Annotated in this window: 18 protein-coding genes; 10 read left to right on the forward strand and 8 right to left on the reverse strand. The window is 70.9% G+C overall.

Annotation, left to right across the window (positions count from 1 at the left end; all coding sequences use genetic code 11):
• Positions 1 to 6: 6 nt before the first annotated feature.
• From gnd to dnaA, 3 genes are all read right to left on the reverse strand, one after another.
• Complete coding sequence (gene gnd, locus ABZU53_RS02140; protein WP_354854844.1) at positions 7 to 879, reverse strand: phosphogluconate dehydrogenase (NAD(+)-dependent, decarboxylating); 873 nt, start codon at positions 877 to 879, stop codon at positions 7 to 9.
• A 40-nt stretch (positions 880 to 919) separates the two neighbouring features.
• Positions 920 to 2053 carry a DNA polymerase III subunit beta gene (gene dnaN, locus ABZU53_RS02145; RefSeq protein ID WP_354854842.1) on the reverse strand — a complete coding sequence of 378 codons (1134 nt, stop codon included), beginning with the start codon at positions 2051 to 2053 and terminating at the stop codon, positions 920 to 922.
• A 795-nt stretch (positions 2054 to 2848) separates the two neighbouring features.
• Positions 2849 to 4669 (reverse strand): chromosomal replication initiator protein DnaA, encoded by a 1821-nt coding sequence (dnaA, locus tag ABZU53_RS02150; RefSeq protein ID WP_354854841.1) that lies wholly within the window; start codon positions 4667 to 4669, stop codon positions 2849 to 2851.
• Positions 4670 to 5299: 630 nt separating this feature from the next.
• Here dnaA and rpmH point away from each other — a divergent pair.
• The 9 genes from rpmH (at position 5300) to ABZU53_RS02195 (ending at position 13872) form a co-directional block, all read left to right on the forward strand.
• Positions 5300 to 5437, forward strand: coding sequence for a 50S ribosomal protein L34 (rpmH, locus tag ABZU53_RS02155; RefSeq protein WP_007453904.1), 138 nt, complete (start codon positions 5300 to 5302; stop codon positions 5435 to 5437).
• Positions 5438 to 5471: 34 nt separating this feature from the next.
• Complete coding sequence (gene rnpA / locus ABZU53_RS02160) at positions 5472 to 5888, forward strand: ribonuclease P protein component (RefSeq protein ID WP_354854839.1); 417 nt, start codon at positions 5472 to 5474, stop codon at positions 5886 to 5888.
• Positions 5885 to 6178 (forward strand): membrane protein insertion efficiency factor YidD, encoded by a 294-nt coding sequence (gene yidD, locus ABZU53_RS02165; RefSeq protein WP_354854837.1) that lies wholly within the window; start codon positions 5885 to 5887, stop codon positions 6176 to 6178. Before rnpA ends, yidD begins: the two co-directional genes overlap by 4 nt.
• Positions 6175 to 7161 (forward strand): membrane protein insertase YidC, encoded by a 987-nt coding sequence (yidC, locus tag ABZU53_RS02170; RefSeq protein ID WP_354854835.1) that lies wholly within the window; start codon positions 6175 to 6177, stop codon positions 7159 to 7161. The genes yidD and yidC overlap by 4 nt, the downstream gene beginning before the upstream one ends.
• Positions 7162 to 7375: 214 nt before the next feature.
• Positions 7376 to 7996 (forward strand): R3H domain-containing nucleic acid-binding protein, encoded by a 621-nt coding sequence (locus ABZU53_RS02175; protein ID WP_355063344.1) that lies wholly within the window; start codon positions 7376 to 7378, stop codon positions 7994 to 7996.
• A 211-nt stretch (positions 7997 to 8207) separates the two neighbouring features.
• A complete protein-coding gene (rsmG, locus tag ABZU53_RS02180; protein ID WP_308195401.1) occupies positions 8208 to 8918 on the forward strand; it encodes a 16S rRNA (guanine(527)-N(7))-methyltransferase RsmG in 711 nt (236 codons plus the stop codon).
• Positions 8919 to 9173: 255 nt separating this feature from the next.
• On the forward strand, positions 9174 to 10493 hold the full coding sequence (locus ABZU53_RS02185; protein WP_354854831.1) for a ParA family protein: 1320 nt from the start codon (positions 9174 to 9176) through the stop codon (positions 10491 to 10493).
• A 27-nt stretch (positions 10494 to 10520) separates the two neighbouring features.
• A complete protein-coding gene (locus ABZU53_RS02190; RefSeq protein ID WP_355063346.1) occupies positions 10521 to 11549 on the forward strand; it encodes a ParB/RepB/Spo0J family partition protein in 1029 nt (342 codons plus the stop codon).
• A gap of 1312 nt (positions 11550 to 12861) precedes the next feature.
• Entirely contained in the window at positions 12862 to 13872 is a 1011-nt protein-coding gene (locus ABZU53_RS02195) for a hypothetical protein (RefSeq protein WP_355063348.1), read from the forward strand.
• A gap of 92 nt (positions 13873 to 13964) precedes the next feature.
• Here the strand turns inward: ABZU53_RS02195 and ABZU53_RS02200 are convergent, their stop codons facing one another.
• Both ABZU53_RS02200 and ABZU53_RS02205 read right to left on the reverse strand, forming a co-directional pair.
• Positions 13965 to 14966: a D-alanine--D-alanine ligase gene (locus ABZU53_RS02200; RefSeq protein ID WP_354854826.1), complete on the reverse strand. Its 1002-nt coding sequence runs from the start codon at positions 14964 to 14966 to the stop codon at positions 13965 to 13967.
• 7 nt (positions 14967 to 14973) lie between these two features.
• Positions 14974 to 16287: a PLP-dependent aminotransferase family protein gene (locus tag ABZU53_RS02205; protein ID WP_355063350.1), complete on the reverse strand. Its 1314-nt coding sequence runs from the start codon at positions 16285 to 16287 to the stop codon at positions 14974 to 14976.
• A 286-nt stretch (positions 16288 to 16573) separates the two neighbouring features.
• Between ABZU53_RS02205 and ABZU53_RS02210 the strand changes: the two genes are divergently transcribed.
• A complete protein-coding gene (locus ABZU53_RS02210) occupies positions 16574 to 17239 on the forward strand; it encodes a GNAT family N-acetyltransferase (RefSeq protein ID WP_234588686.1) in 666 nt (221 codons plus the stop codon).
• An 11-nt stretch (positions 17240 to 17250) separates the two neighbouring features.
• Here ABZU53_RS02210 and ABZU53_RS02215 read toward each other — a convergent pair whose 3' ends face one another.
• From ABZU53_RS02215 to trxB, 3 genes are all read right to left on the reverse strand, one after another.
• The gene (locus ABZU53_RS02215) at positions 17251 to 18414 is read right to left on the reverse strand and encodes an N-acetylmuramoyl-L-alanine amidase (protein ID WP_354854821.1); all 1164 of its coding nucleotides are present in this window, start codon (positions 18412 to 18414) and stop codon (positions 17251 to 17253) included.
• 169 nt (positions 18415 to 18583) lie between these two features.
• The gene (gene trxA / locus ABZU53_RS02220) at positions 18584 to 18907 is read right to left on the reverse strand and encodes a thioredoxin (protein ID WP_007453873.1); all 324 of its coding nucleotides are present in this window, start codon (positions 18905 to 18907) and stop codon (positions 18584 to 18586) included.
• A 31-nt stretch (positions 18908 to 18938) separates the two neighbouring features.
• Complete coding sequence (gene trxB / locus ABZU53_RS02225; protein WP_354854819.1) at positions 18939 to 19889, reverse strand: thioredoxin-disulfide reductase; 951 nt, start codon at positions 19887 to 19889, stop codon at positions 18939 to 18941.
• Between the last annotated feature and the right edge of the window lie 137 nt (positions 19890 to 20026).

A 20026-nucleotide genomic window follows, 5' to 3' on the forward strand; every position in this document is an offset into this window, starting at 1 on the left:
TACCGCTCAGCGCTTGTGGACGGCGTGGCCACCGAACTGCTGGCGCAGCGCGGCGACGGCCTTCATGGCGGGTGAGTCGTCCTGCCGGGAGGCGAACCGGGCGAACAGGGAGGCGGTGATGACGTTCAGCGGGACGGCGAGACGGACCGCCTCGTCGACGGTCCAGCGACCCTCGCCGGTGTCCTCGGTGTAGCCGCTCAGATCGGCCAGCTCCGGGTCCTCGTCGAGGGCCCGGTCCAGCAGGTCGAGCAGCCAGGAGCGGACCACGGTGCCCTCGCGCCAGGACTTGAACACGCCCGGGACGTTGGTCACCAGCTCGGAGGCGGTCAACAGCTCGTAGCCCTCGGCGTAGGCGTGCATGAGGCCGTACTCGATGCCGTTGTGCACCATCTTCGAGTAGTGCCCGGCGCCGACGGGGCCGGCGTGCACGAAACCGAACTCACCCTCCGGCTTGAGCGCCTGGAAGATCGGCATGAGCCGGTCGACGTGCTCCTGGGCGCCGCCGACCATCAGCCCGTAGCCGTTCTGCCGGCCCCAGACGCCCCCGGAGACGCCGACGTCCACGTAGCCGATGCCGCGCTCGTTCAACCGCTCGGCCCGGGGAGCGTCGTCGCTGAAGCGGGAGTTGCCGCCGTCGATGATGATGTCGCCCTCGCCGAGCACCCCGGCGAGTTCGTCGATCGTGGCGTCGGTGACGCCGGCAGGCACCATGACCCAGACCGCCCGCGGCGATTCCAGCTTCTGCGCCAGCTCGGCGAGGCTTGCCGCGTCGCTCAGCTGCGGGTTGTGATCGAAACCGACCACCTCGTGGCCGGCAGCCCGCAACCGCTCGCGCATGTTGCCGCCCATCCGGCCGAGTCCTACCAGGCCGAGCTGCATTTGTTCCTACCTCCGTGGATCTGGGTGTTGCTGGGCGCGATCAGCGAGACACGCGGATCGGCATGATGAGGTACCGATACCCCGGAATGGTCTCGCCATCCTCGCCGGCGGGTGAGATCACCGCGGGTTTGAAGGCGTCGACGAACGACAGCACGGCGGTCTGCGAGCCCAGGTTCGCCAGGCCGTCGATGAGGTACTGCGGGTTGAAGCCGATGGTCAGCGCGTCACCGGTGAAGGTGGCCTCCATCGCCTCGCTCGCCCGTGCCTCCTCGGAGCCGCCGGCCTCGACCACCAGCCCGTCGGCGCTGAAGCTGAGCAGCACCGGGGTGGTGCGCTCGGCCACCAGGGCGACCCGCTTGACGACCTCGATCAGGGTGCTGACCGACACCCGGGCCTCGGCGTTGTGGGTGGCCGGGAAGAGCGAGCGCACCGGCGGGTAGTTGGCGCCGTCGAGCAGCCGGCTGGTGGTGCGACGGGTGCCGCCTGCGAGGCCGACCATGCCCTCGCCCGCCGCGCCCTGAGCGAGGGCGAGGGTGACCTCGCCGCCCAGCGGGCCGAGCGCCTTGGCGGTGTCGTTCAGGGTGCGGGCCGGGACCAGGGCGTTGATACTGACCTCGGGGTCGTCGGGCCGCCACTGGATCTCGCGCAACGCCAGCCGGTACCGGTCGGTGGCGAGCATCGACAGCGTGTTGCCGGAGAGCTCGACGCGGACGCCGGTCATCATCGGCAGCGTCTCGTCCCGGCCGGCGGCGATGGCCACCTGGGAGACCGCTGTGGCGAACGCCGCGGCGTCGACGGTGCCGGCGCTCTGCGGCATCTCGGGCAGGGCGGGGTAGTCCTCCACCGGCATGGTGGGCAGGGTGAACCGGGCGCTGCCGCAGACCAGTTCGAGGTGGGCGCCGACCGCGGCGATGTCGACCGGCTTGGCCGGCAACGCTTTGGTGATCTCGGCGAGCAGGCGACCGGAGACCAGCGCGGCGCCGTCGGCGTCACCCTGCACCTCGACGGTCACCTGACTGGAAACCTCGTAGTCGAAGCCGGAGACCCGCAGGTTGCCGTCGGTGACGCGGAGCATCACCCCGGCGAGCACCGGTACGGATGGCCGGTTCGGCAGGCTCTTCGCGGTCCACGCCACGGCCTCGGCGAGCGCGTCGCGCTCCACTCGGAACTTCATCAATGCCTCCGCGTCGACGTCAGCGACAACTCTCTCATGCCGACCGCTGCCTACCGTCCCGCCCGACCGTGCGGGTACCCATCGCACCTTAGGGCGCAGGGACATCGGCTGTGCGCCCGACCCCGTGGATCGTGTCGATGCTGACCGGCCTGTCCGGCAGCGTTCGGCCCGATCCACAGAAAGCCCAACGGTGATGATTGGTTTTTGTTCTCTTAGAAGAGATAACCCATCGTCTTCATCGCACCTGTGCAAACTGTGGAGAACTCGGGTCTGCGCAGCTCAGACAGGTTATCCACCGGTGAGTTGGCTGTGGAGAACCGGGGGTACAACTGCCTCGGGTGTCCACAGCCCGGCGACGACGGCCGGTTGTCCACCGTTGTCCACCGGTTGTCCACCGGTAATCCACCGACTTTCTCCCCATGCCTGTGGACGACCGAGAAGATCACCATTGCCGTTGTCCCCAGAACCTTCAACAGCTCGTACACAGGTCGACGATCATCGGTGGACAACCTCGTCGTTGTCCCCAGCCGTCCACAGCGTCGTACACAGGGTTTCTCCACAGCCTGTGGGTAACTGGCGGAGGACGGACCGTAGTTATCCACCGACGGTGGATAACGAGCTGTGGACAACGAGTGAGTATCAAGGTGGACACGGCGTCGATCCTGTGGTCTGCACCATGTCGAGGGTCAAGCCGAAGCCGCCCGGGAGGCGAGCCGAGGCCCGCCGGAGTCGAAAAAAAGAACGCCCGGCCGGATCTCCGGCCGGGCGTGTCCGCCGCGTCGTGCGACGTATCCCTCAGGTGTTCTGCTTGATTCGGTTGGTCAGCTCGGCGATCTGGTTGTAGAGCGAACGCCGCTCGGCCATCTGCTGGCGGATCTTGCGGTCCGCGTGCATGACCGTGGTGTGGTCCCGGCCGCCGAACGCCTGCCCGATCCGGGGCAGCGACAGCTCGGTCAGCTCCCGACACAGGTACATGGCCACCTGGCGGGCGTTGACCAGCACCCGGGAGCGGGACTGGCCGCGCAGGTCCTCCAGGCTCACCCCGAAGTAGTCGGCCGTGGAGACCATGATCTGATCCGCCGTGATCTCCGGGCCGGCGCCGTCCGGGATGAAGTCCCGCAGCACCTCCTCGGCCAGCGACAGCTCGACGGTCGACCGCGTCAGGCTCGCGAACGCGGTCACCCGGATCAGCGCCCCCTCCAACTCCCGGATCGAGTTCGACACCCGGGAGGCGATGAACTCCAGCACGTCCGGCGGGGCGTACAGCCGCTCCTGCGCCGCCTTCTTCTGCAGGATCGCGATCCGCGTCTCCAGATCCGGCGGCTGGATGTCGGCGAGCAGACCCCACTCGAAGCGCGTCCGCAGCCGGTCCTCCAGCGTGGCCAACTGCTTCGGCGACCGGTCCGAGGTGATGACGATCTGCTTGTTGGCGTTGTGCAGGGTGTTGAAGGTGTGGAAGAACTCCTCCTGCGTACGCTCGCGGTTCTCCAGGAACTGGATGTCGTCGATCAGCAGGATGTCAACGTCGCGGTAGCGCCGCTGGAACGCGCTGGTCTTGTCGTCCCGCAGCGAGTTGATGAAGTCGTTGGTGAACTCCTCGGTCGAGACGTACCGCACCGACCGGGCGTTGCCGAGCGTCGTGGCGTAGTGCCCGATGGCGTGCAGCAGGTGCGTCTTGCCCAACCCAGAGCTGCCGTAGATGAACAGCGGGTTGTACGCCTTCGCCGGCGACTCGGCCACCGCCACGCTCGCCGCGTGGGCGAACCGGTTGGACGAGCCGATGACGAACGTCTCGAACATGTACTTCGGGTTCAGCCGGTTGCCGCCGGTGTCGGTGCCGGGCAGTCGGCGGTCGTCGCGGCCGCCCGCGCGGTGTTCCATCCCACTGCGGCCCGGACCGCTGTCCGTCGCACCGTCACGGGGCAGCGAACGGATCACGTGCTGGTCCCGGGGGGACGCGGCGTCCTCGCGGTAGCGGGGCTCGTAGGGCCGGGTGTCGGGGCCGGGCGGGTCGAGGCGGGCCGCCTGTTCGTCGTACCCGCGCCGCTCGGGCGCCGGTCGGGGCGACCGCATCGGCTCCACGAAGGCCGCGCTGAAGAGGGCCTCCTGCCCGTCCCGGCTGGCGGGGATCAGGCCGGACCGGTGCCCGTCGACGGCCGACGCGGGAGGCGGACCCGCCGGTGCCGGCGGCACGGCGCTCGCGGGTGGGCGCTGCTGCTCACCAATTGCCTCGTCGGCCACACCTCGCCCGGTGTACTCGTCGCCGAGCGGGGCGGACGGCGGATCCTCGACGTCGAGCAGCCCCGGCTCGGGGGTGCTGCGGTAGACGGTGCCGGCCGGGCGCCCGGTGGCGTCCTCGGCCACCCGCACGGTCACGGCCACCTGGATCGGCCGGCCGAGCCGGCGGGTCAGCGCCTCGGTGATCGCCGGGCGGAGCCGCGACTCGATCACGTCCCGGGTGAACGCGTCCGGTACGGAGAGCAGCGCGGTGTCCTCGACGATCGCCCGGAGCCGGGTCAGCCGGAGGTAGGCACGTTGCTGGGCAGAGATGATCTCGTCGGCGAGCTCGTCGGTCGCCGCCAACCACACCGCGGCAAGGTCGGTCGTACCGGCCACCGTCGTGCCACCCCCTCGCCTCTGCTCCCGGCCGCCGCTGTCTGCCAGCCGGCCGTCCCGGGCCCGCCGCGTGCGCGGGTGGAACAACACCCACCCGGACAGCTGACCAGCGGTCGTCCACAGGTTATCCACAGCCTGTGTACCGACCGATTGTGGCCGCCCGCCGGGCGCGGGTGGGACCTGCCCCCTGCCTGGACGTGCGCTGAAGCGGGTTCACCGTGCCGAACGATTCACCAGCGTGTCCGGTCTTGCCTGCGCGCGACGACCGGAGCTTCCGACGCTCACCGCAATCGGGCACGGTAACAGCGTTGTCCCTGCCCCATCAACCGGCGACGCGGCAGCGGCCTTGTCGGCATCAGCGAAAACCGCCCCTTCGGTCCCGGGCGCGTCCCGATGTCCCCCGCTGTGGGTGTTTGACGGTCATTGCACCCCTGCGTAGGCTGGAGCGGCTGCTCTCTCGTCCTCTGCTAGGGTGATGGGTGCTTGCTGTCCGCGGTCGCATCCCCGCACCGCCGAGGTTCGGCTCCGCAGGGCAGCACCGATCGGTGGCCACCGTCGAGGTGGCCTGGACCACCCCACGACCCCGGCGATCCCGTCGCGCGGGGCGCGTACGAAAACGGAGAGCCTGACGTGAGCAAGCGCACCTACCAGCCGAACAACCGCCGGCGCGCGAAGACCCACGGCTTCCGGCTGCGCATGCGCACCCGTGCCGGCCGTGCCATCCTCTCGAGCCGCCGCGCCAAGGGTCGCACCACCCTGTCGGCCTGAGCCGACCGGGCCGGTCCGGGGGACGTGGGCAGTCGTGCTGGCCGCCGCACAGCGACTGCGGCGTAGCACTGACTTCGCCGCAGCGGTTCGCGGTGGCCGTCGCGTCGGCCGAGGCGCGGTCGTGGTCCACCTGACCATGCCGTCGGCCACCGGGACCAGCACAACGACCTCGCCGGAGCCGGCGCGGGACACCGTTGCGGAGCAGCCCTCCGCTCCGGCCCGCGCCGGCTTCGTCGTATCCAAGGCCGTCGGAAACGCGGTGGTCCGCAACAAGGTCCGGCGTCGACTGCGGGCGTTGGTCCGGGAGCGGCTGGACGCGCTGCCCGCCGGCAGCACCCTTGTCGTCCGGGCGCTGCCCGCCGCGGCCGAGGCGTCGTATCCCCGGCTCGCCGCGGATCTGGACTCCGCCATCGCGGTTGCCCGCACCCCCCGGGAGAGGCGGTCCCGGTGAGCACCGACCCGACCGCCCCGCGCCCGACGTCAACCGGTGCCAGGGTGCTGATCGCGCCCATCATCGCGTACCGTCGGTGGATAAGTCCGGCACTGCCGGCTCGCTGTCGGTTCTACCCGTCGTGCAGTGCGTACGCCCAGGAGGCGGTGGCCCGGCACGGCGCGCTCCGGGGAGCCGCGCTGGCGGTCCGGCGGCTGTTGCGCTGCCACCCCTTCCACCCTGGTGGACATGACCCGGTGCCGGAGCCGGGCGGTCGCCGCCGTGCCGATGTGACTGGAGCACCGAATTGAGTCTCGACTGGATCTACTACGCGATTTCGTGGATCCTGCTGACCTGGCACTCCGCCTGGGACGCCATCGGGGTGCCCATCGACGCGGTGATCGGCACCAACTTCGCCTGGATCCTGGCCATCGTCTTCCTGGTGGTCTCCGTCCGGGTGATCCTGTTCCCGGTCTTCGTCAAGCAGATCAAGTCTCAGCGGGCGATGCAGGCACTGCAGCCCAAGGTCAAGGAGCTGCAGGAGAAGCACAAGGGTGACCGGGAGACGCTCCAGAAGGAAATGATGGAGCTCTACCGGAAGGAAAAGGCCAACCCGCTCATGGGCTGCCTTCCGATGTTCCTCCAGATCCCCGTCTTCCTCGGCCTCTTCCACGTGCTGCGCCGCCTCGACCCGGCCAAGCAGAGCAAGACCCTCTACGGCTGGACGGTCGAACAGTTCGACAGCGCGTCGAACGCCAAGCTGTTCACCGCCCCGATCGCCGGCAAGTTCGGCTCCAGCGCCGACGAGCTGGCCCGTCTCGGCGCCAACGGCACCACGGTCAAGATCATCGCCGGTATCCTGGTCCTGGTCATGATCGCGACCACCTACCTGACCAGCCGTCAGATGATCCTCAAGACCGGGTGGGCTGAGGACCCGCAGCAGCGGATGATCCAGCGGCTGATGCTCTACGGCATCCCAGCCTCGCTGTTGATCTCCGGCTCGATCTTCCCGATCGGTGTGATCATCTACTGGGTCACGAACAACCTCTTCACCCTCGGGCAGCAGCAGTGGGTGCTGCGGAAGTTCCCGCCGCCGGTGACCGCCAAGAAGGCCACCGCCCCCGCGGCCACTCGCAACCCGGTGCAGCCCGCCAAGTCGGGCGGCCTGTTCGGGCGCGGCAAGGCCGCCCCCACGGCCCCGGTCAAGGCGACCGCGCCGAAGGTGGCGGGCCCGAAGCCGGGCGCCAAGCCGGCCAACCCGAAGAAGAGCCGCCCGGCCAAGCGGCAGGGCTGAACCCCGTAGGGCCCGTCGCCGGGCAACCGGCGGCGGCCCGACCCCGCACCGCGCAGCCGCCGTACGGCCGGCGCCGGGCGGAACCGACCGCGCACGACGCGGTCACGGGCGACACTGCCCGTACAGACGTGCCCGTGGGCACCGGCGACCTCCCGCCGGCCCCGGGAAACCAGCGGACCCGACGGTCCGGCCGAGCGAGTACGGAGATGAGACCGTGACCGAGACCAGCATCCCCCGCGCCGAGCAGTCCCTGGACGAGGAGGAGACCGCGACGCTCGCGGTCGACGGCGACGACACCGAGGACGACGAGACCGAGGCCGACGGCGACGACACCGAGGCCGCCGCCGGTGGTCGTGAGAAGAAGGCCGTGGGCGAGTCCGACCTGTTCCGGCAGAGCGAGATCGCGGCCGACTACGTCGAGGGGCTGCTCGACATCCTCGACTACGACGGCGACATCGACGAACTGGTCGCCGGCGGCCGTCCGGTGGTCGAGGTGGTCGGTGCTCGACTGCAGAACCTGGTCGGTCAGCGCGGCGCCACCCTGGAGGCGCTCCAGGAGTTGACCCGCCTCGCCGTCTTCCGGCAGACCGGTACGCCGAGCCGCCTGCTGCTCGACGTCGGCGGCTACCGGGCGAACCGCCGCAAGGAACTCGCCGCCGTCGCCAAGAACGCCGTCGAGAAGGTCAAGGAGTACGGCGAGCCGGTGCGCCTGGAGGCGATGTCCGCGTTCGAGCGCAAGTGCGTCCACGACGTCGTCAACGCCATGTCCGGCGTGGAGAGCGAGTCGGAGGGCGTCGAGCCCAACCGGCGCATCGTCGTGCGACCGGCGGACTGACCGGGTGACCCACGACGACACCACGGCTGACGCCGTGACCGGCCCGGGCGGCACGCCGTCCGGGCCGTCCGCTGTCCGGCGTGCCACTGCCGACACCGACCCGACGGGGTACGACGAGGCTGCCGCCGGCCCGTCCTCGGCTCTCCCCGCCGACGGTTCGGCGCCACCGGCCGCCTCGGCCGACGGCACACCGTCGCCGTCGGACGTCGCGCTGCCGCCCGAGCTGGCCCCGGCCGCACTGACCCTCTTCGGTGACCGGCTCGATTTGGCCGCCGCGTACGCCGAAATCCTGGCCACCGACGGTGTGGTCCGCGGTCTGATCGGCCCGCGCGAGGCGCCCCGGATCTGGGACCGTCATCTGCTCAACTGCGCCGCGGTGGTCGAACGCATTCCGACCGGGGCGAGCGTGCTCGACGTGGGCTCCGGCGCCGGTCTGCCCGGTCTGGTGCTGGCCATCGCGCGCCCCGACCTGACGGTCACCCTGATCGAACCGCTGGCTCGACGGACGTCGTTCCTGATCGAGGTCGTTGAGCGGCTCGGCCTGACCAGGTCGGTACGGGTGTTCCGCGGCCGCGCCGACGAAGCCGCCAGCGGATCGAGTGGCCGGGAACCGATCAGCGGCGACGTGGTGACGGCCCGCGCGGTCGCACCGCTGGACCGGTTGGCGACCTGGTGCCTCCCACTGGCCGTGCGGGGTGGGCGGCTGCTGGCGCTCAAGGGATCGTCCGCCGCTGCGGAGATCGAGGAGCACGCCGACGTCGTGGCGCGACTCGGTGGCGGGGAAGCCGCCGTACACCTCTGTGGTGTCGGGGTGATCGACCCGCCCACGACCGTGGTGGAGATCGTCCGTGAGCGGATGGTCGGTCCGGCCCGGCCGGCTGCCAGTAAGCGCTCCCGCGGCGGGCGAGCTCGCCGCCGCTGACCATCGCGCCATCGGGCGTCCGGTCGGAGGGTTGCCTCGTTGTACCGGTACGGATGGACGAGGGAATGAGAACCCGACGTGGACCGGCCGCGCCCGTCCGCCGTAGGCTGACCGCGCGTCGATAATGTGGAGCGGCCGACGGACGTCGCGGACTCCGACCGCTCCCGAGGGGCCGTACGCTCCGGGGTGCGAGCGCGGGTGTGGCCAAGTTGACCGGGGCGCGGACCGACCATCCGAAGCGGGCAGGGATGACAGGTGCATGACGACGGCAGGTACGACGATCCACGCGTGACCGGGTCAACCAGCGACCCTGTTTCACGTGAAACCGACTACCCCAGCTGGTCGCCCGGTGCCACCGGGGCGTCCACCCCTCCGGCGGACAGCGATCCGCTGGTATCGCGGGACGACCCGGCGGTTCACCTCGCCGGGTTGGAGACTCCCGAGCCGACGGCTGGTCGTCGAGCATCGGACGGACCCAGTCGACCGGTCAACGCCGCCGAGGTGCGACAGCCGCTCGGCCGGCGGAACACGGCCGCGGCGGTTCGCTTCGAGCCGGCAGTGCCGCACCAGCCGACCGCAGCGGCGGCACGCGATGCGGCGCCGGTGGTCCCGGACGTACCGGTCACGTCGACCGAGTCGCTGGCCGCGGTCGCGGCCGATCCCACGTACGTTTCACGTGAAACCCCGACGCGCGAAGAGGATGACCCACCGTTGGCTATGGAGGCGATGCGCGCCGTGCAGATCCTGAATCCCAGTGGCGAGGTGACCATGCCTCGACCGGACCGGACCCGGGTCATGTGCGTCGCCAACCAGAAGGGCGGCGTGGGTAAGACCACGACCACGGTAAACCTCGCGGTGGCACTCGCCCTGCATGGCAACCGGGTGCTCGTGGTCGATCTCGACCCGCAGGGCAACGCCTCGACCGGCCTCAACGTGCCGCACCACACCGGCATCCCCGACGTCTACGACTGTCTGATCAACAGCGTGCCGCTCTCCGAGGTGGCGCAGGCGGTCGAGGGCATCCCCAACCTGTGGTGCGTACCGGCCACGATCGACCTCGCCGGCGCGGAGATCGAGCTGGTGTCGGTGGTGGCGCGGGAGTCGCGCCTCGACCGCGCGATCGCCGCCTACCCGGGCCAGTTCGACTACGTCTTCATCGACTGCCCGCCCTCGCTCGGCCTGCTCACGGTCAACGCTCTGGTTGCCGCGCAGGAGGTGCTGATCCCGATCCAGTGCGAGTACTACGCCCTGGAGGGGCTGAACCAGCTGATCAACAACATCAACCTGGTGCGGCAACACCTCAACCCGAAGCTCGACGTGTCCACCATCCTGCTCACCATGTACGACCGGCGTACCCGCCTCGCGGACGCGGTCGAGCAGGACGTCCGGAACCACTTCGGCGACAAGGTCCTCCAAGCGGTCATCCCCCGCAACGTGCGGGTCTCCGAGGCACCCAGCTACGGCCAGTCGGTGATGACCTACGATCCCGGTTCGCGGGGCGCCACGAGTTACTTCGAGGCCGCCCAGGAGATCGCCGAGCGGGGCGTCAAGGAGCCGGTGGGTCGGAATGCGTAGTGGGGACAAGTCGCTGGGAGGCGTGGCATGAAAAACCGTCCTCGGGGCGGTCTGGGACGGGGCCTGGGGGCGCTCATCCCGACCGGGCCGGTGCCGGGTGCCGCCGGCACCGTGACGGCCGAGCCGGAGAACGGGCACGTTGACGTCGACGACGGTGCGACCGCCGGGACCCAGTCGACGGCTCCCGTCGTGTCGACAGTCCACCAGCCCGAGCCCACGCTCAGTCCCGTGCCGGGTGCCCGGTTCGCGGAGATCCCGGTCGACGCGATCGTGCCGAACCCGAAGCAGCCCCGCCAGGTCTTCGACGAGGAGGCGCTGGAGGAACTGAAGACGTCGATCCAGGAGGTCGGTTTCCTCCAGCCGATCGTCGTGCGTCAGCTCGACGACGAGAAGTACGAGCTGGTGATGGGCGAGCGCCGTTGGCGGGCTGCCCAGGCGGTGGGCCGGGAGAACATCCCGGCGATCGTCCGGGACACCCGCGACGACGCCATGCTCCGCGACGCGCTGCTGGAGAACATCCATCGGGCCAACCTGAACCCGTTGGAAGAGGCCGCCGCGTACCAGCAGTTGCTGGAGGAGTTCGGTGCCACCCACGAGGAGTTGGCCCGCCGGATCGGCCGCAGCCGGCCGCAGATCTCCAACACGATCCGGCTCTTGAACCTGCCGGCCCAGGTGCAGCGCCGGGTTGCCGCGGGCATCCTGTCTGCCGGCCACGCCCGTGCGCTGTTGAGCCTCGACGACTCGGAGGCCCAGGAGCAGTTGGCGTTGCGCATCGTGGCCGAAGGGCTGTCGGTGCGGGCGACCGAGGAGATCGTGGCTCTCACCCTGAACGACGGCCCGGCGAAGGGCCAGGCCGCCAAGCGGCGACCGAAGCCGCACGCGCCCGCCCTGTCGGATCTCGCCGATCGACTGTCGGACCGCTTCGACACCCGGGTGAAGGTGGACATCGGCCGGAGCAAGGGCAAGATCACGATCGAGTTTGCCACGGTGGACGACCTGGAGCGGATCGTCGGCATCATCGGCGTGCCGCAGGAGGAGGAAGAGACGGAGGACTGAGCGTCCCGTCTCCCATTACGGCCGCGCGTCCCCCCGGGGTGCGCGGCCGTTCCGCATCCGTCCCCGTTTCACGTGAAACGGCACCACGCGCTCAGCGGTCAGAACCTGTTCGCTCTCGGCTGGCCAGCCCCCGGCCCCGGGTGCCGGCTCGGCCGCAGGTGCCTGGCGGCGAGCGCATGAACCGGTGCCATCTCGGTGCGGCACACGAGAGTTCGGTAAGTCGAAGTGGTCGACCCCTCGGCGACGCGCTGCCCGTACCTAAGCTGGGATGGTCGACGCCTCAGCGGCGCGGTGCCAGGACTGGGCCGCGATAGTCGGCCCCTCGGCGGCGCGGTGCCAGATCCAGGCCGGGACGGTCGGCCCTCGGTGGCGCGGCGCCCAGACCTAGACCGAGATGGTCGACCCCTGGGCGGCGCGGCGCCAGAACTGCGGCGGGACGGTCGGCCCTCGGTGGCGCGGTGCCAGATCTGGGCCGGGACGGCCGGTCCCTCGACGGGGCGCTGTCGGATCCTGGGGAGTCGACGGGCCCGAGAGGCCGAGCGCCGGCTGCGCGAAGCGCAGCGTGGGTCGACCGCGAAGTCAGTGTGGGCCCACGCTCGCGAAGCTGGCGAGCGTGGCGCGGAGTGAGCGCCGACGGTCGCGCGATGTCCGTGCGGGTTCAGCCGTGCAGAATCAGCGAGGACAGCAGCACCGAGTCAGCTGGAGCAGAGCACGGAACCGACCAGCCCACGGCGCGCGAGACCCGCGAGGGCAGACCGGACGGCGGATGACCTACACGGGCGCCGAGGGGCGCTCGCAGGGCGCCGGGTCGACCCGAGGCACCCCTCTCCGTCCTCGGGACGGCAGCGGCTCACTGAGGGGCCGCACGGGGCACCTGCTCGTCTGCCCTGAAGGGCGTCCGTCGCGGGGCTGAGCCAGAGCCACCCGTTTCACGTGAAACGGCGACCATGCAAGCATCGGCCCCGCCGGCACATGGCACACCGCCAAGGCCCCAACCCTCCGGGCGAGGCGACCTCGGTGCCGCCCGGTACCAACACGGCGACGACGGGGTACGCCGGCAACGACTGAGGGGCCGAAAAGTTATCCACACCCGTTGTCCACAGGCACCCCTCGTTTCACGTGAAACCCCGCGTGAAAGCGGGTGCCAGCCTGTGGATGACGGCCTGTGTTCGCGTTCTCGGCAGCCTGTGGATATCGCTCCGGCGGTCAGCGCTGACGGGAACAGCGATCGACGATGAACGCTGATCGGGAGGGTCGGGACCGGTCGAACAGGTAGGGGACAGCGGTGCCAGACTCGGTTAGGGTCAGCGTCGTGCACGACACCCCTCCCTCAGTCCCGGACTTCACCCAGTGGCCCTCGTTTCCCTTCGAGGGTGACCTCCGCGTGAAGCAGCTCGACGACCCGGTCCCGGTCGAACCGCCACGCAAGGGCGAGGGCCTCCGGGAATGCACCGCCTGCAACGCGCCGGACGACGCCTACATCTGGGTGGGAGAACGGTGGCGGGTCCGCGCCATGGACCGGCCGACCGGCCTGCCGATGGTGCTCATCCTGGAATCGCGGACCCACCTCGACCTGGGTGACCTGCCGAATCTGCTCGCCGCCGAGCTGGGCGTGATGACCGTACGTCTGGAGCGGGCCATCCGGTCGCTGGACGGCGTGGCGCGGGTGCACGTCAACCGGTGGGGCGACGGCTCCGCCCACCTGCACATGTGGTTCCTGGCTCGACCGTACGGCCGGCTTCAGTTGCGAGGGACCTTCCTGTCCCTGTGGGATTCGATCCTGCCGCCGATCTCCGAGGCGCAGTGGCGGGAAAATCTGGCGCTCGTCGCTGCCTGGCTCGCCGAGTTCGGTGGCCGGCCGCTGGCCGAGCCGCCCCGCATCCAGTGGCAGGCGCCGTCGAGCCTGCTGGCCCAGTCCGCTGCGGCGGCTGCCCATGCCGCAGCCGCCCAGGAGGAGGTCGTGTCGGTCATCGAGGCGGCCGAGGAGATCCCGGAGCCAGCAGTCGAGAGCGACGCCGACGCCGACGCCCCCGACCCTGGCGCTGACGGGGACGGCGGCCCGAAGACCCCGGCCCTGGACACCAGCCCGGGGGCCGCGTCCCCCGGCGCCACGGTAACCGGCGCCACGGCAGCGTCCGCTGCCGCGTCGACGCACTCCGACAGCTCGACTGCCGAAGCCATGGCCGAATCCGCGACGGCCCCCGAAGACGCCCCCGAGTCGGCAGGCGATCGACGCGGTCCGGTCATGCCGTCCCCCCGCAGCGCCCCCACCATCGTCACCGACGACGGGCGCATCCCACCCGACGTACGCGCGCCACGCTGACCGCCGGTTCGGCCGTGGGTTGGCGAGAGGTCCGCGGATGCGGCACCCGCCGACCGCACGGCCGGCGGGAGTGCGATGGGTCGAGGTCAGGGTCAGGCCGTGCGGCGGGCGGCGGCCCGGGTCACCAGCGAGCCGAGGAGGCGGCCGAAGTCCAGGCCGGCGGCCTGGACGGCCAGCGGCAGCAGCGACGTCTCCGTCATGCCGGGCGAGACGTTGACCTCCAACACGTGCGGCTGGCCGGCGGCGTCCACGATCACGTCGACCCGGGACAGGTCCCGCAGACCGAGCGCGGTGTGCGCGGCGAGAGCGACCTCGGCCACCGAGGCGGCCACCTCCGGCTCCAGCCGGGCCGGAGCGTGCCACGTGGTCCGACCGGCGGTATAGCGGGCGGCGTAGTCGTACACGCCGTTACGCGGCACGATCTCCACCGGCGGCAGCGCCTGCGGGCCGTCCCCGAGGTCGATCACGGAGACCGCCACGTCCATGCCGGGCACGTACCGCTCCACCAGTGCCGTCGAGTCGTACGCGAAGCAACCGACCATCGCGGCCGGAAGTGACGCGGCGTCCCGGACCACCGCGGCGCCCAGACCCGAGCCGCCCTGCGTCGGCTTGACCATGAGCGGAAGACCGAGCCGGTCGGCGATCCGGTCCAGCACGGCAACCGCGCCCAGTTCGGAGAAGCGGTCGTGCGGCAGGGCCACCCAGTCCGGCGTGGGGATGCCCGCCTCGCGCAGGACCGCCTTCGCGGAGGGCTTGTCCCAGGCGAGCCGGGAGGCCCGGGCGTCGCAGCCGACGTACGGGATGCCGCACAGGTCCAGCACTCCCCGCAGCGAGCCGTCCTCTCCGGTCGCGCCGTGCAGGGCGATCACGACCGCGTCCGGCGGGTCGGCCGCGAGGGCGGGCAGGAGTGCCACGTCGGCATCCCGCAGCTCGGCCTCGACGCCCACGGCACGCAGAGCGTCGAGCACCCGACGACCGGAGCGCAACGACACGTCCCGTTCGTAGGAGAGCCCGCCGGCGAGCACCAGCACACGCAGGTCGGCCGCGACGGCGGAATCGGTCACGGAGAAGCGCTCGGCAGCGGTCGTACCCATGCCGGCATCATGCCAAGTCGGGACCCGGCACGTCGGAGCCGGGCCGGCCCCGCCGGCCGGCGGCACCGCCCACGGCGCCGAAGACGCGGCGCGTCGCGATCTCCTGCTCCATGACGCCGGCCAGTCGGCGGACGCCTTCGCGGATCCGCTCCGGGGGCGGGAAGCTGAAGTTCAGTCGCATGGCGCCGGTGCCCGTGCCGTCGGCGTAGAAGCCGGTGCCGGGCACGTAGGCGACCCGGGCGGCGATGGCGCGCGGCATCATGGCCTTCGAATCGAGCCCGTCCGGCAGGGTGGCCCAGACGAAGAGGCCACCGGCCGGGGTCGTCCAGCTGGTGCCCTCGGGCATCAGATCGGCCAGCGCGTCGAGCAGTGCGTCGCGGCGTTCGCGGTAGACCTCGCGGTAGACCTTGAGCTGTTGCCGCCACGGCATGGTGCCGAGGTAGGTCGCCACGGCGGCCTGCGCGTAGCCGCTGGGGCAGAGGATCTGCGCCTCGCTCGCGATGACCAGCTTGTCGCGGACCGCGTGGGGCGCGAGGATCCAACCGACCCGCAGGCCGGGCGCGAACGTCTTGGAGAAGGTGCTGAGGTAGAAGACACCGTCGCGCCGCCGGGCCCGCAGCGGTGCCGGGGCCTCACCCTCGAAACCCAGCTGGCCGTACGGGTCGTCCTCGATCACGAGCAGGCCGGCGCGCTCGCAGATGTCGAGCACGCGTTCCCGGCGCTCCTCGCTGAGCGTCACGCCGGTCGGGTTCTGGTAGGTGGGGATGGTGTAGAGGAACTTGACCCGCCGACCGGCACGGGCGAGGTCGGCGATGGCCGTCTCCAACGCCTCGGGGATCAGCCCGTCGGCGTCCATCGGCACGTGCACCACCTGCGCCTGGGCGGCCTGGAACACCCCGAGCGCGCCGACGTACGTCGGGCCCTCCGCGAGCACCACGTCACCGGGGTCGAGGAAGAGCCGGGCCACCAGGTCGAGCGCCTGCTGCCCGCCCACCGTGACCACCACGTCCTCGGGCGAGGCGCCGCACGCGGCGTCGATCCCGGAGAGGGACATCACCTCGCAGATCCGCTCGCGCAGCTCCAGGGTGCCCTGCCCGATGCCGTACTGCAGGGTGGTCACACCGTGCTCGGAGCCGAGCCGACCCAGCATCTCGCCGACCGCGTCGAGCGGCAGCGCGGCGATGTACGGGGCGCCACCGGCGAGGGAGACGACCTCGGGTCGACTGGCCACCGCGAAGAGTGCTCGGATCTCGGAGGCGGTCATCCCGCGTACCCGCCGGGCGTACCGGTCGGTGTAGTCGTCGAGTGTCGTGCCGGTCATGACCTCACCTCGATCGCAGCTCGGGTGGCTCCCGCCCCGGGTACCCCGCACGCTCCTGACCATGGCGGACGGGACACCGAATGTCGATCCTAGTCCGCCCAGGCCAGCCTGCCTCCGCGCCGGGACGGATCGACCACATGGCGGACCGTCCCCCGGTGGGGTGGGCATTTGCGCGTCCCCTCCCGTCCGGTCGATCGGCGGCGTACGATCGCTCGTCGGGGGCAGGAAGGCGGCGCTGTCGTTCCATGCCGGCCTCACCACCGAGCCTATTGTGGGGATGCGCCATATGTCGCGACGTCTGGTCAGCCTGACCCTCGACACGCTGGAGGACCTTCCGCGCCCCTGCCGCCAGTGCGTCTACTGGGAGCTGGATCCGGTCTCGGCCGACCGGGCCTGCGCCGCCGGTGACCCGGGCCTGGAGAAGGAGGCGTGGGTCTCCCAGACCCTGCTGGAGTGGGGCTCCTGCGGCAAGCTCGCGTACGTCGACGGCATGCCGGCGGGCTTCGTGATGTACGCGCCGCCTGCCTACGTGCCCCGCTCGATGGCCTTCCCGACGTCGCCGGTCTCCGCCGACGCCGCCCTGTTGATGACCGCCAACGTGGTCGCCGCGTTCGCCGGCGGCGGGTTGGGCCGCATGTTGGTGCAGGGCGTCGCCCGGGACCTGACGAAGCGGGGGATCAAGGCGATCGAGGCGTTCGGCGACGCCAAGTTCGGTGACGCGGACGATCCGGCCGGCGGGTGCGTGGCACCGGCCGACTTCTTCCTCTCCGTCGGCTTCAAGACGGTACGTCCGCATCCCCGGTTTCCCCGGCTGCGCCTCGAGCTGCGCACGGCGCTGAGCTGGAAGTCCGACGTCGAGTACGCCCTGGAGAAGCTGCTCGGGTCGATGAGCCCGGAGACCCTGCTCCGGCCGGTCCGGCCCGCCCCGGCCACCCGCTCCACCAGCGGCTGACGCGCTCGCCGTCAGTCGACCACCGTGCCGGCGGTCACCACCGCCCGCAGCTCGCTGACGTCGAGGGAGCCGGTCGGCACGTCCCGTTCGATCGGGTAGTACATCCGCTGCACCGCGGCCACGATCGCCTCCACCACCCGGTCCCGAAACCGGGGGTCGACGAGCCGGGCGCGGTCCACGGGTGAGGTGAGGTAGCCGACCTCGACCCGGACCGCCGGCATCCGCGTCAGCCGCAGCAGGTCCCACGCCTTGGCGTGCGTACGGCAGTCCCGCAGCCCGGTCCGCGCCACGATCTCCCGCTGCACCAACCCGGCCAGCCGCTCACCGGTCGCCGACGTCACCCCGTTGTCGGTGCCGTAGTGGTACGTCGCCACCCCGTCCGCGTCCGGATTGGCGTGCCCGTCCAGGTGCAGCGAGATGAAGACGTCGGCGCCGAGCGAATTCGCCAGCAGCGCCCGGTCGGTGTCCGGCAGGCACGTGTCGGGCGCGGGACCGCGGGTGAGCTGAACCCGCACCCCGGACGCGGCGAGCCGCCCCTCCAGCCTGCTCGCCAGGTCGTGTACGAGATCCGCCTCCGTCCAGCGCAGCGGCCCGTCCGGCACCACCATGCCCGGGTCGGTGCCACCGTGGCCGGGGTCGATGACCACCGTCTTGCCGACCAGCGCCGGCCCGGACTGGCGGATCGCGTCGGACTCGCGAAGCCACTGGGGGCGGCCGCCGACGACCTTGCGACCGATCCGGCGCAGCGCGTCCATGGTGTGCGGCCCGCAGGAGCCGTCGGGGGTGAGCCCGACCTCGCGCTGGAACTGCGCCACCGCACGGGAGGTCCGGATGCCGTAGATGGCGTCGGCGCGGCCGACGTCGTACCCCATCTCCAGCAGTCGTTCCTGCAGCGACCGGACGTCCTCGCCGGTGAGCGGCTCGGGGATCGCGTGATAGAGGGTGCGGGCGCCGAGCCGCCAGCGGGCGGCGTCCAACGCCCCCCAGGTCTCCGAGCCGACCCGGCCGTCCACGCTGAGCCCACGGGACTGCTGGAACGCCCGGACCGCGCGTTCCGTGTCCAGGTCGAACTCGTCGGTGTGCGGACCGGCGGCGGCGAGCAGGTCGAGGCCGGTGAGGATGGTACGGATCTCCGTGACCGCGGGTCCCCGGTCTCCGGCTCGGATCGGACGCACGCACGACCCCCTCTGCACGAATCTGGCTGGCCGGGCGGCCCCGGCTTGAGGTTATGCGTTCCGGGGCGACCAGGTGGCTCGGCCTGGAAAAACGCCGTTCGTGCCGGCCGGGAGACAGCGAACCCCGCACCCGACGGGCGGGTACGGGGTTCGGTGGTGTCTCTGCGGATCAGAGGGCCGACTCGATGAGCCGGACCAGCTCGCCCTTCGGCTTGGCGCCGGCGATCGACTGCACGGGCTGGCCGTTCTTGAAGACGGTGAGGGTCGGTACCGACATGACCCGGTAGGCGCGGGCGGTCTCCGGGTTCTCGTCGATGTTGAGCTTGACGATGGTGACCTGGTCGCCCATCTCGCCCGCGATCTCCTCGAGCAGCGGCGACACCTTGCGGCACGGCCCGCACCACTCGGCCCAGAAGTCCACCAGCACCGGCTTGTCGGCCTGCAGCACGTCAGCGACGAAGCTCGCGTCCGTGACCGCCTTGGTATTTCCCACTATTGCCCTCCTCCGGGATGTGTTTCCTGTTTCAGCTGAGCGTCGCGATGAACCGCTCGGCGTCGAGCGCGGCGGCGCAGCCGGTGCCGGCCGCGGTGATCGCCTGGCGGTAGGTGTGGTCGACCACGTCACCGGCGGCGAAGACGCCGGGCACGCTCGTCCGGGTGCTGGGGGCCTGGACCTTCACGTAACCCTCGTCGTCCAGCTCGACCTGGCCCTGGAAGAGCTCACTGCGCGGGTCGTGACCGATGGCCACGAACACACCGGTCACGTCCAGCACCTTGGTCTCGCCGGTGTGCACGTTGCGGACCCGTACGCCGGTGACCTTGCCGTCGGCGCCCAGGACCTCTTCGACGGTGCTGTTCCACTCGACCTTGATCTTCTCGTTGCTCAGCGCCCGGTCGGCCATGATCTTGCTGGCCCGGAACGAGTCGCGCCGGTGGATGATGGTCACCGAGTCGGCGAAGCGGGTGAGGAAGCTGGCCTCCTCCATCGCCGAGTCACCACCGCCGACGACGACGATGTGCTGGTTGCGGAAGAAGAAGCCGTCACAGGTGGCACACGAGGAGACACCGTGACCGAGGTATTCCTGCTCACCCGGCACACCCAGCGGACGCCAGGCCGAACCGGTGGAGAGGATGACCGAGCGGGCCCGGTAGGCCGTCTCGCCGACCCACACGGTGCTCACCGCGCCGGCGCCGGAGTCGCCGGTGTCGACCAGCTCGACCCGGGTCACGTCGTCGGTGAGGAACTCGGCGCCGAACCGCTCGGCCTGCTTGCGCATGTTGTCCATCAGCTCGGGGCCGAGGATGCCGTCGGCGAAGCCGGGGAAGTTTTCCACCTCGGTCGTGGTCATCAGCGCGCCACCGGACTGCACGCCCTCAATGATCAGCGGCTTCAGGTTGGCGCGCGCCGCATAGACCGCAGCCGTGTAACCGGCCGGGCCGGAGCCGATGATGATCAGGTTGCGGACCTCGTCCACTGCCGTCTCCCGAGTTGTGTGTGTTCGGCGTCGGCGCGCGCACCGATGCTGATCCGAGTGCCGACGCCTGGGGGGTGCCGGCAGCTGACTTCCAGAACGTCATCGTACGAAGCGGGGATTCCCGAGCCGGGTATCGG

The organism is Micromonospora sp. NPDC005194 (genome assembly GCF_040608335.1).
Taxonomy (GTDB): Bacteria; Actinomycetota; Actinomycetes; order Mycobacteriales; family Micromonosporaceae; genus Micromonospora.

What these genes read in the sequence shown, in the direction of transcription:
- dnaN (WP_354854842.1), bottom strand. Translation starts at nt 2,053, where the DNA reads ATGAAGTTCCGAGTGGAGCGCGACGCGCTCGCCGAGGCCGTGGCGTGG.
- ABZU53_RS02210 (WP_234588686.1), top strand. Translation starts at nt 16,574, where the DNA reads ATGTCGCGACGTCTGGTCAGCCTGACCCTCGACACGCTGGAGGACCTT.
- ABZU53_RS02200 (WP_354854826.1), bottom strand. Translation starts at nt 14,966, where the DNA reads ATGGGTACGACCGCTGCCGAGCGCTTCTCCGTGACCGATTCCGCCGTC.
- ABZU53_RS02205 (WP_355063350.1), bottom strand. Translation starts at nt 16,287, where the DNA reads ATGACCGGCACGACACTCGACGACTACACCGACCGGTACGCCCGGCGG.
- gnd (WP_354854844.1), bottom strand. Translation starts at nt 879, where the DNA reads ATGCAGCTCGGCCTGGTAGGACTCGGCCGGATGGGCGGCAACATGCGC.
- ABZU53_RS02190 (WP_355063346.1), top strand. Translation starts at nt 10,521, where the DNA reads ATGAAAAACCGTCCTCGGGGCGGTCTGGGACGGGGCCTGGGGGCGCTC.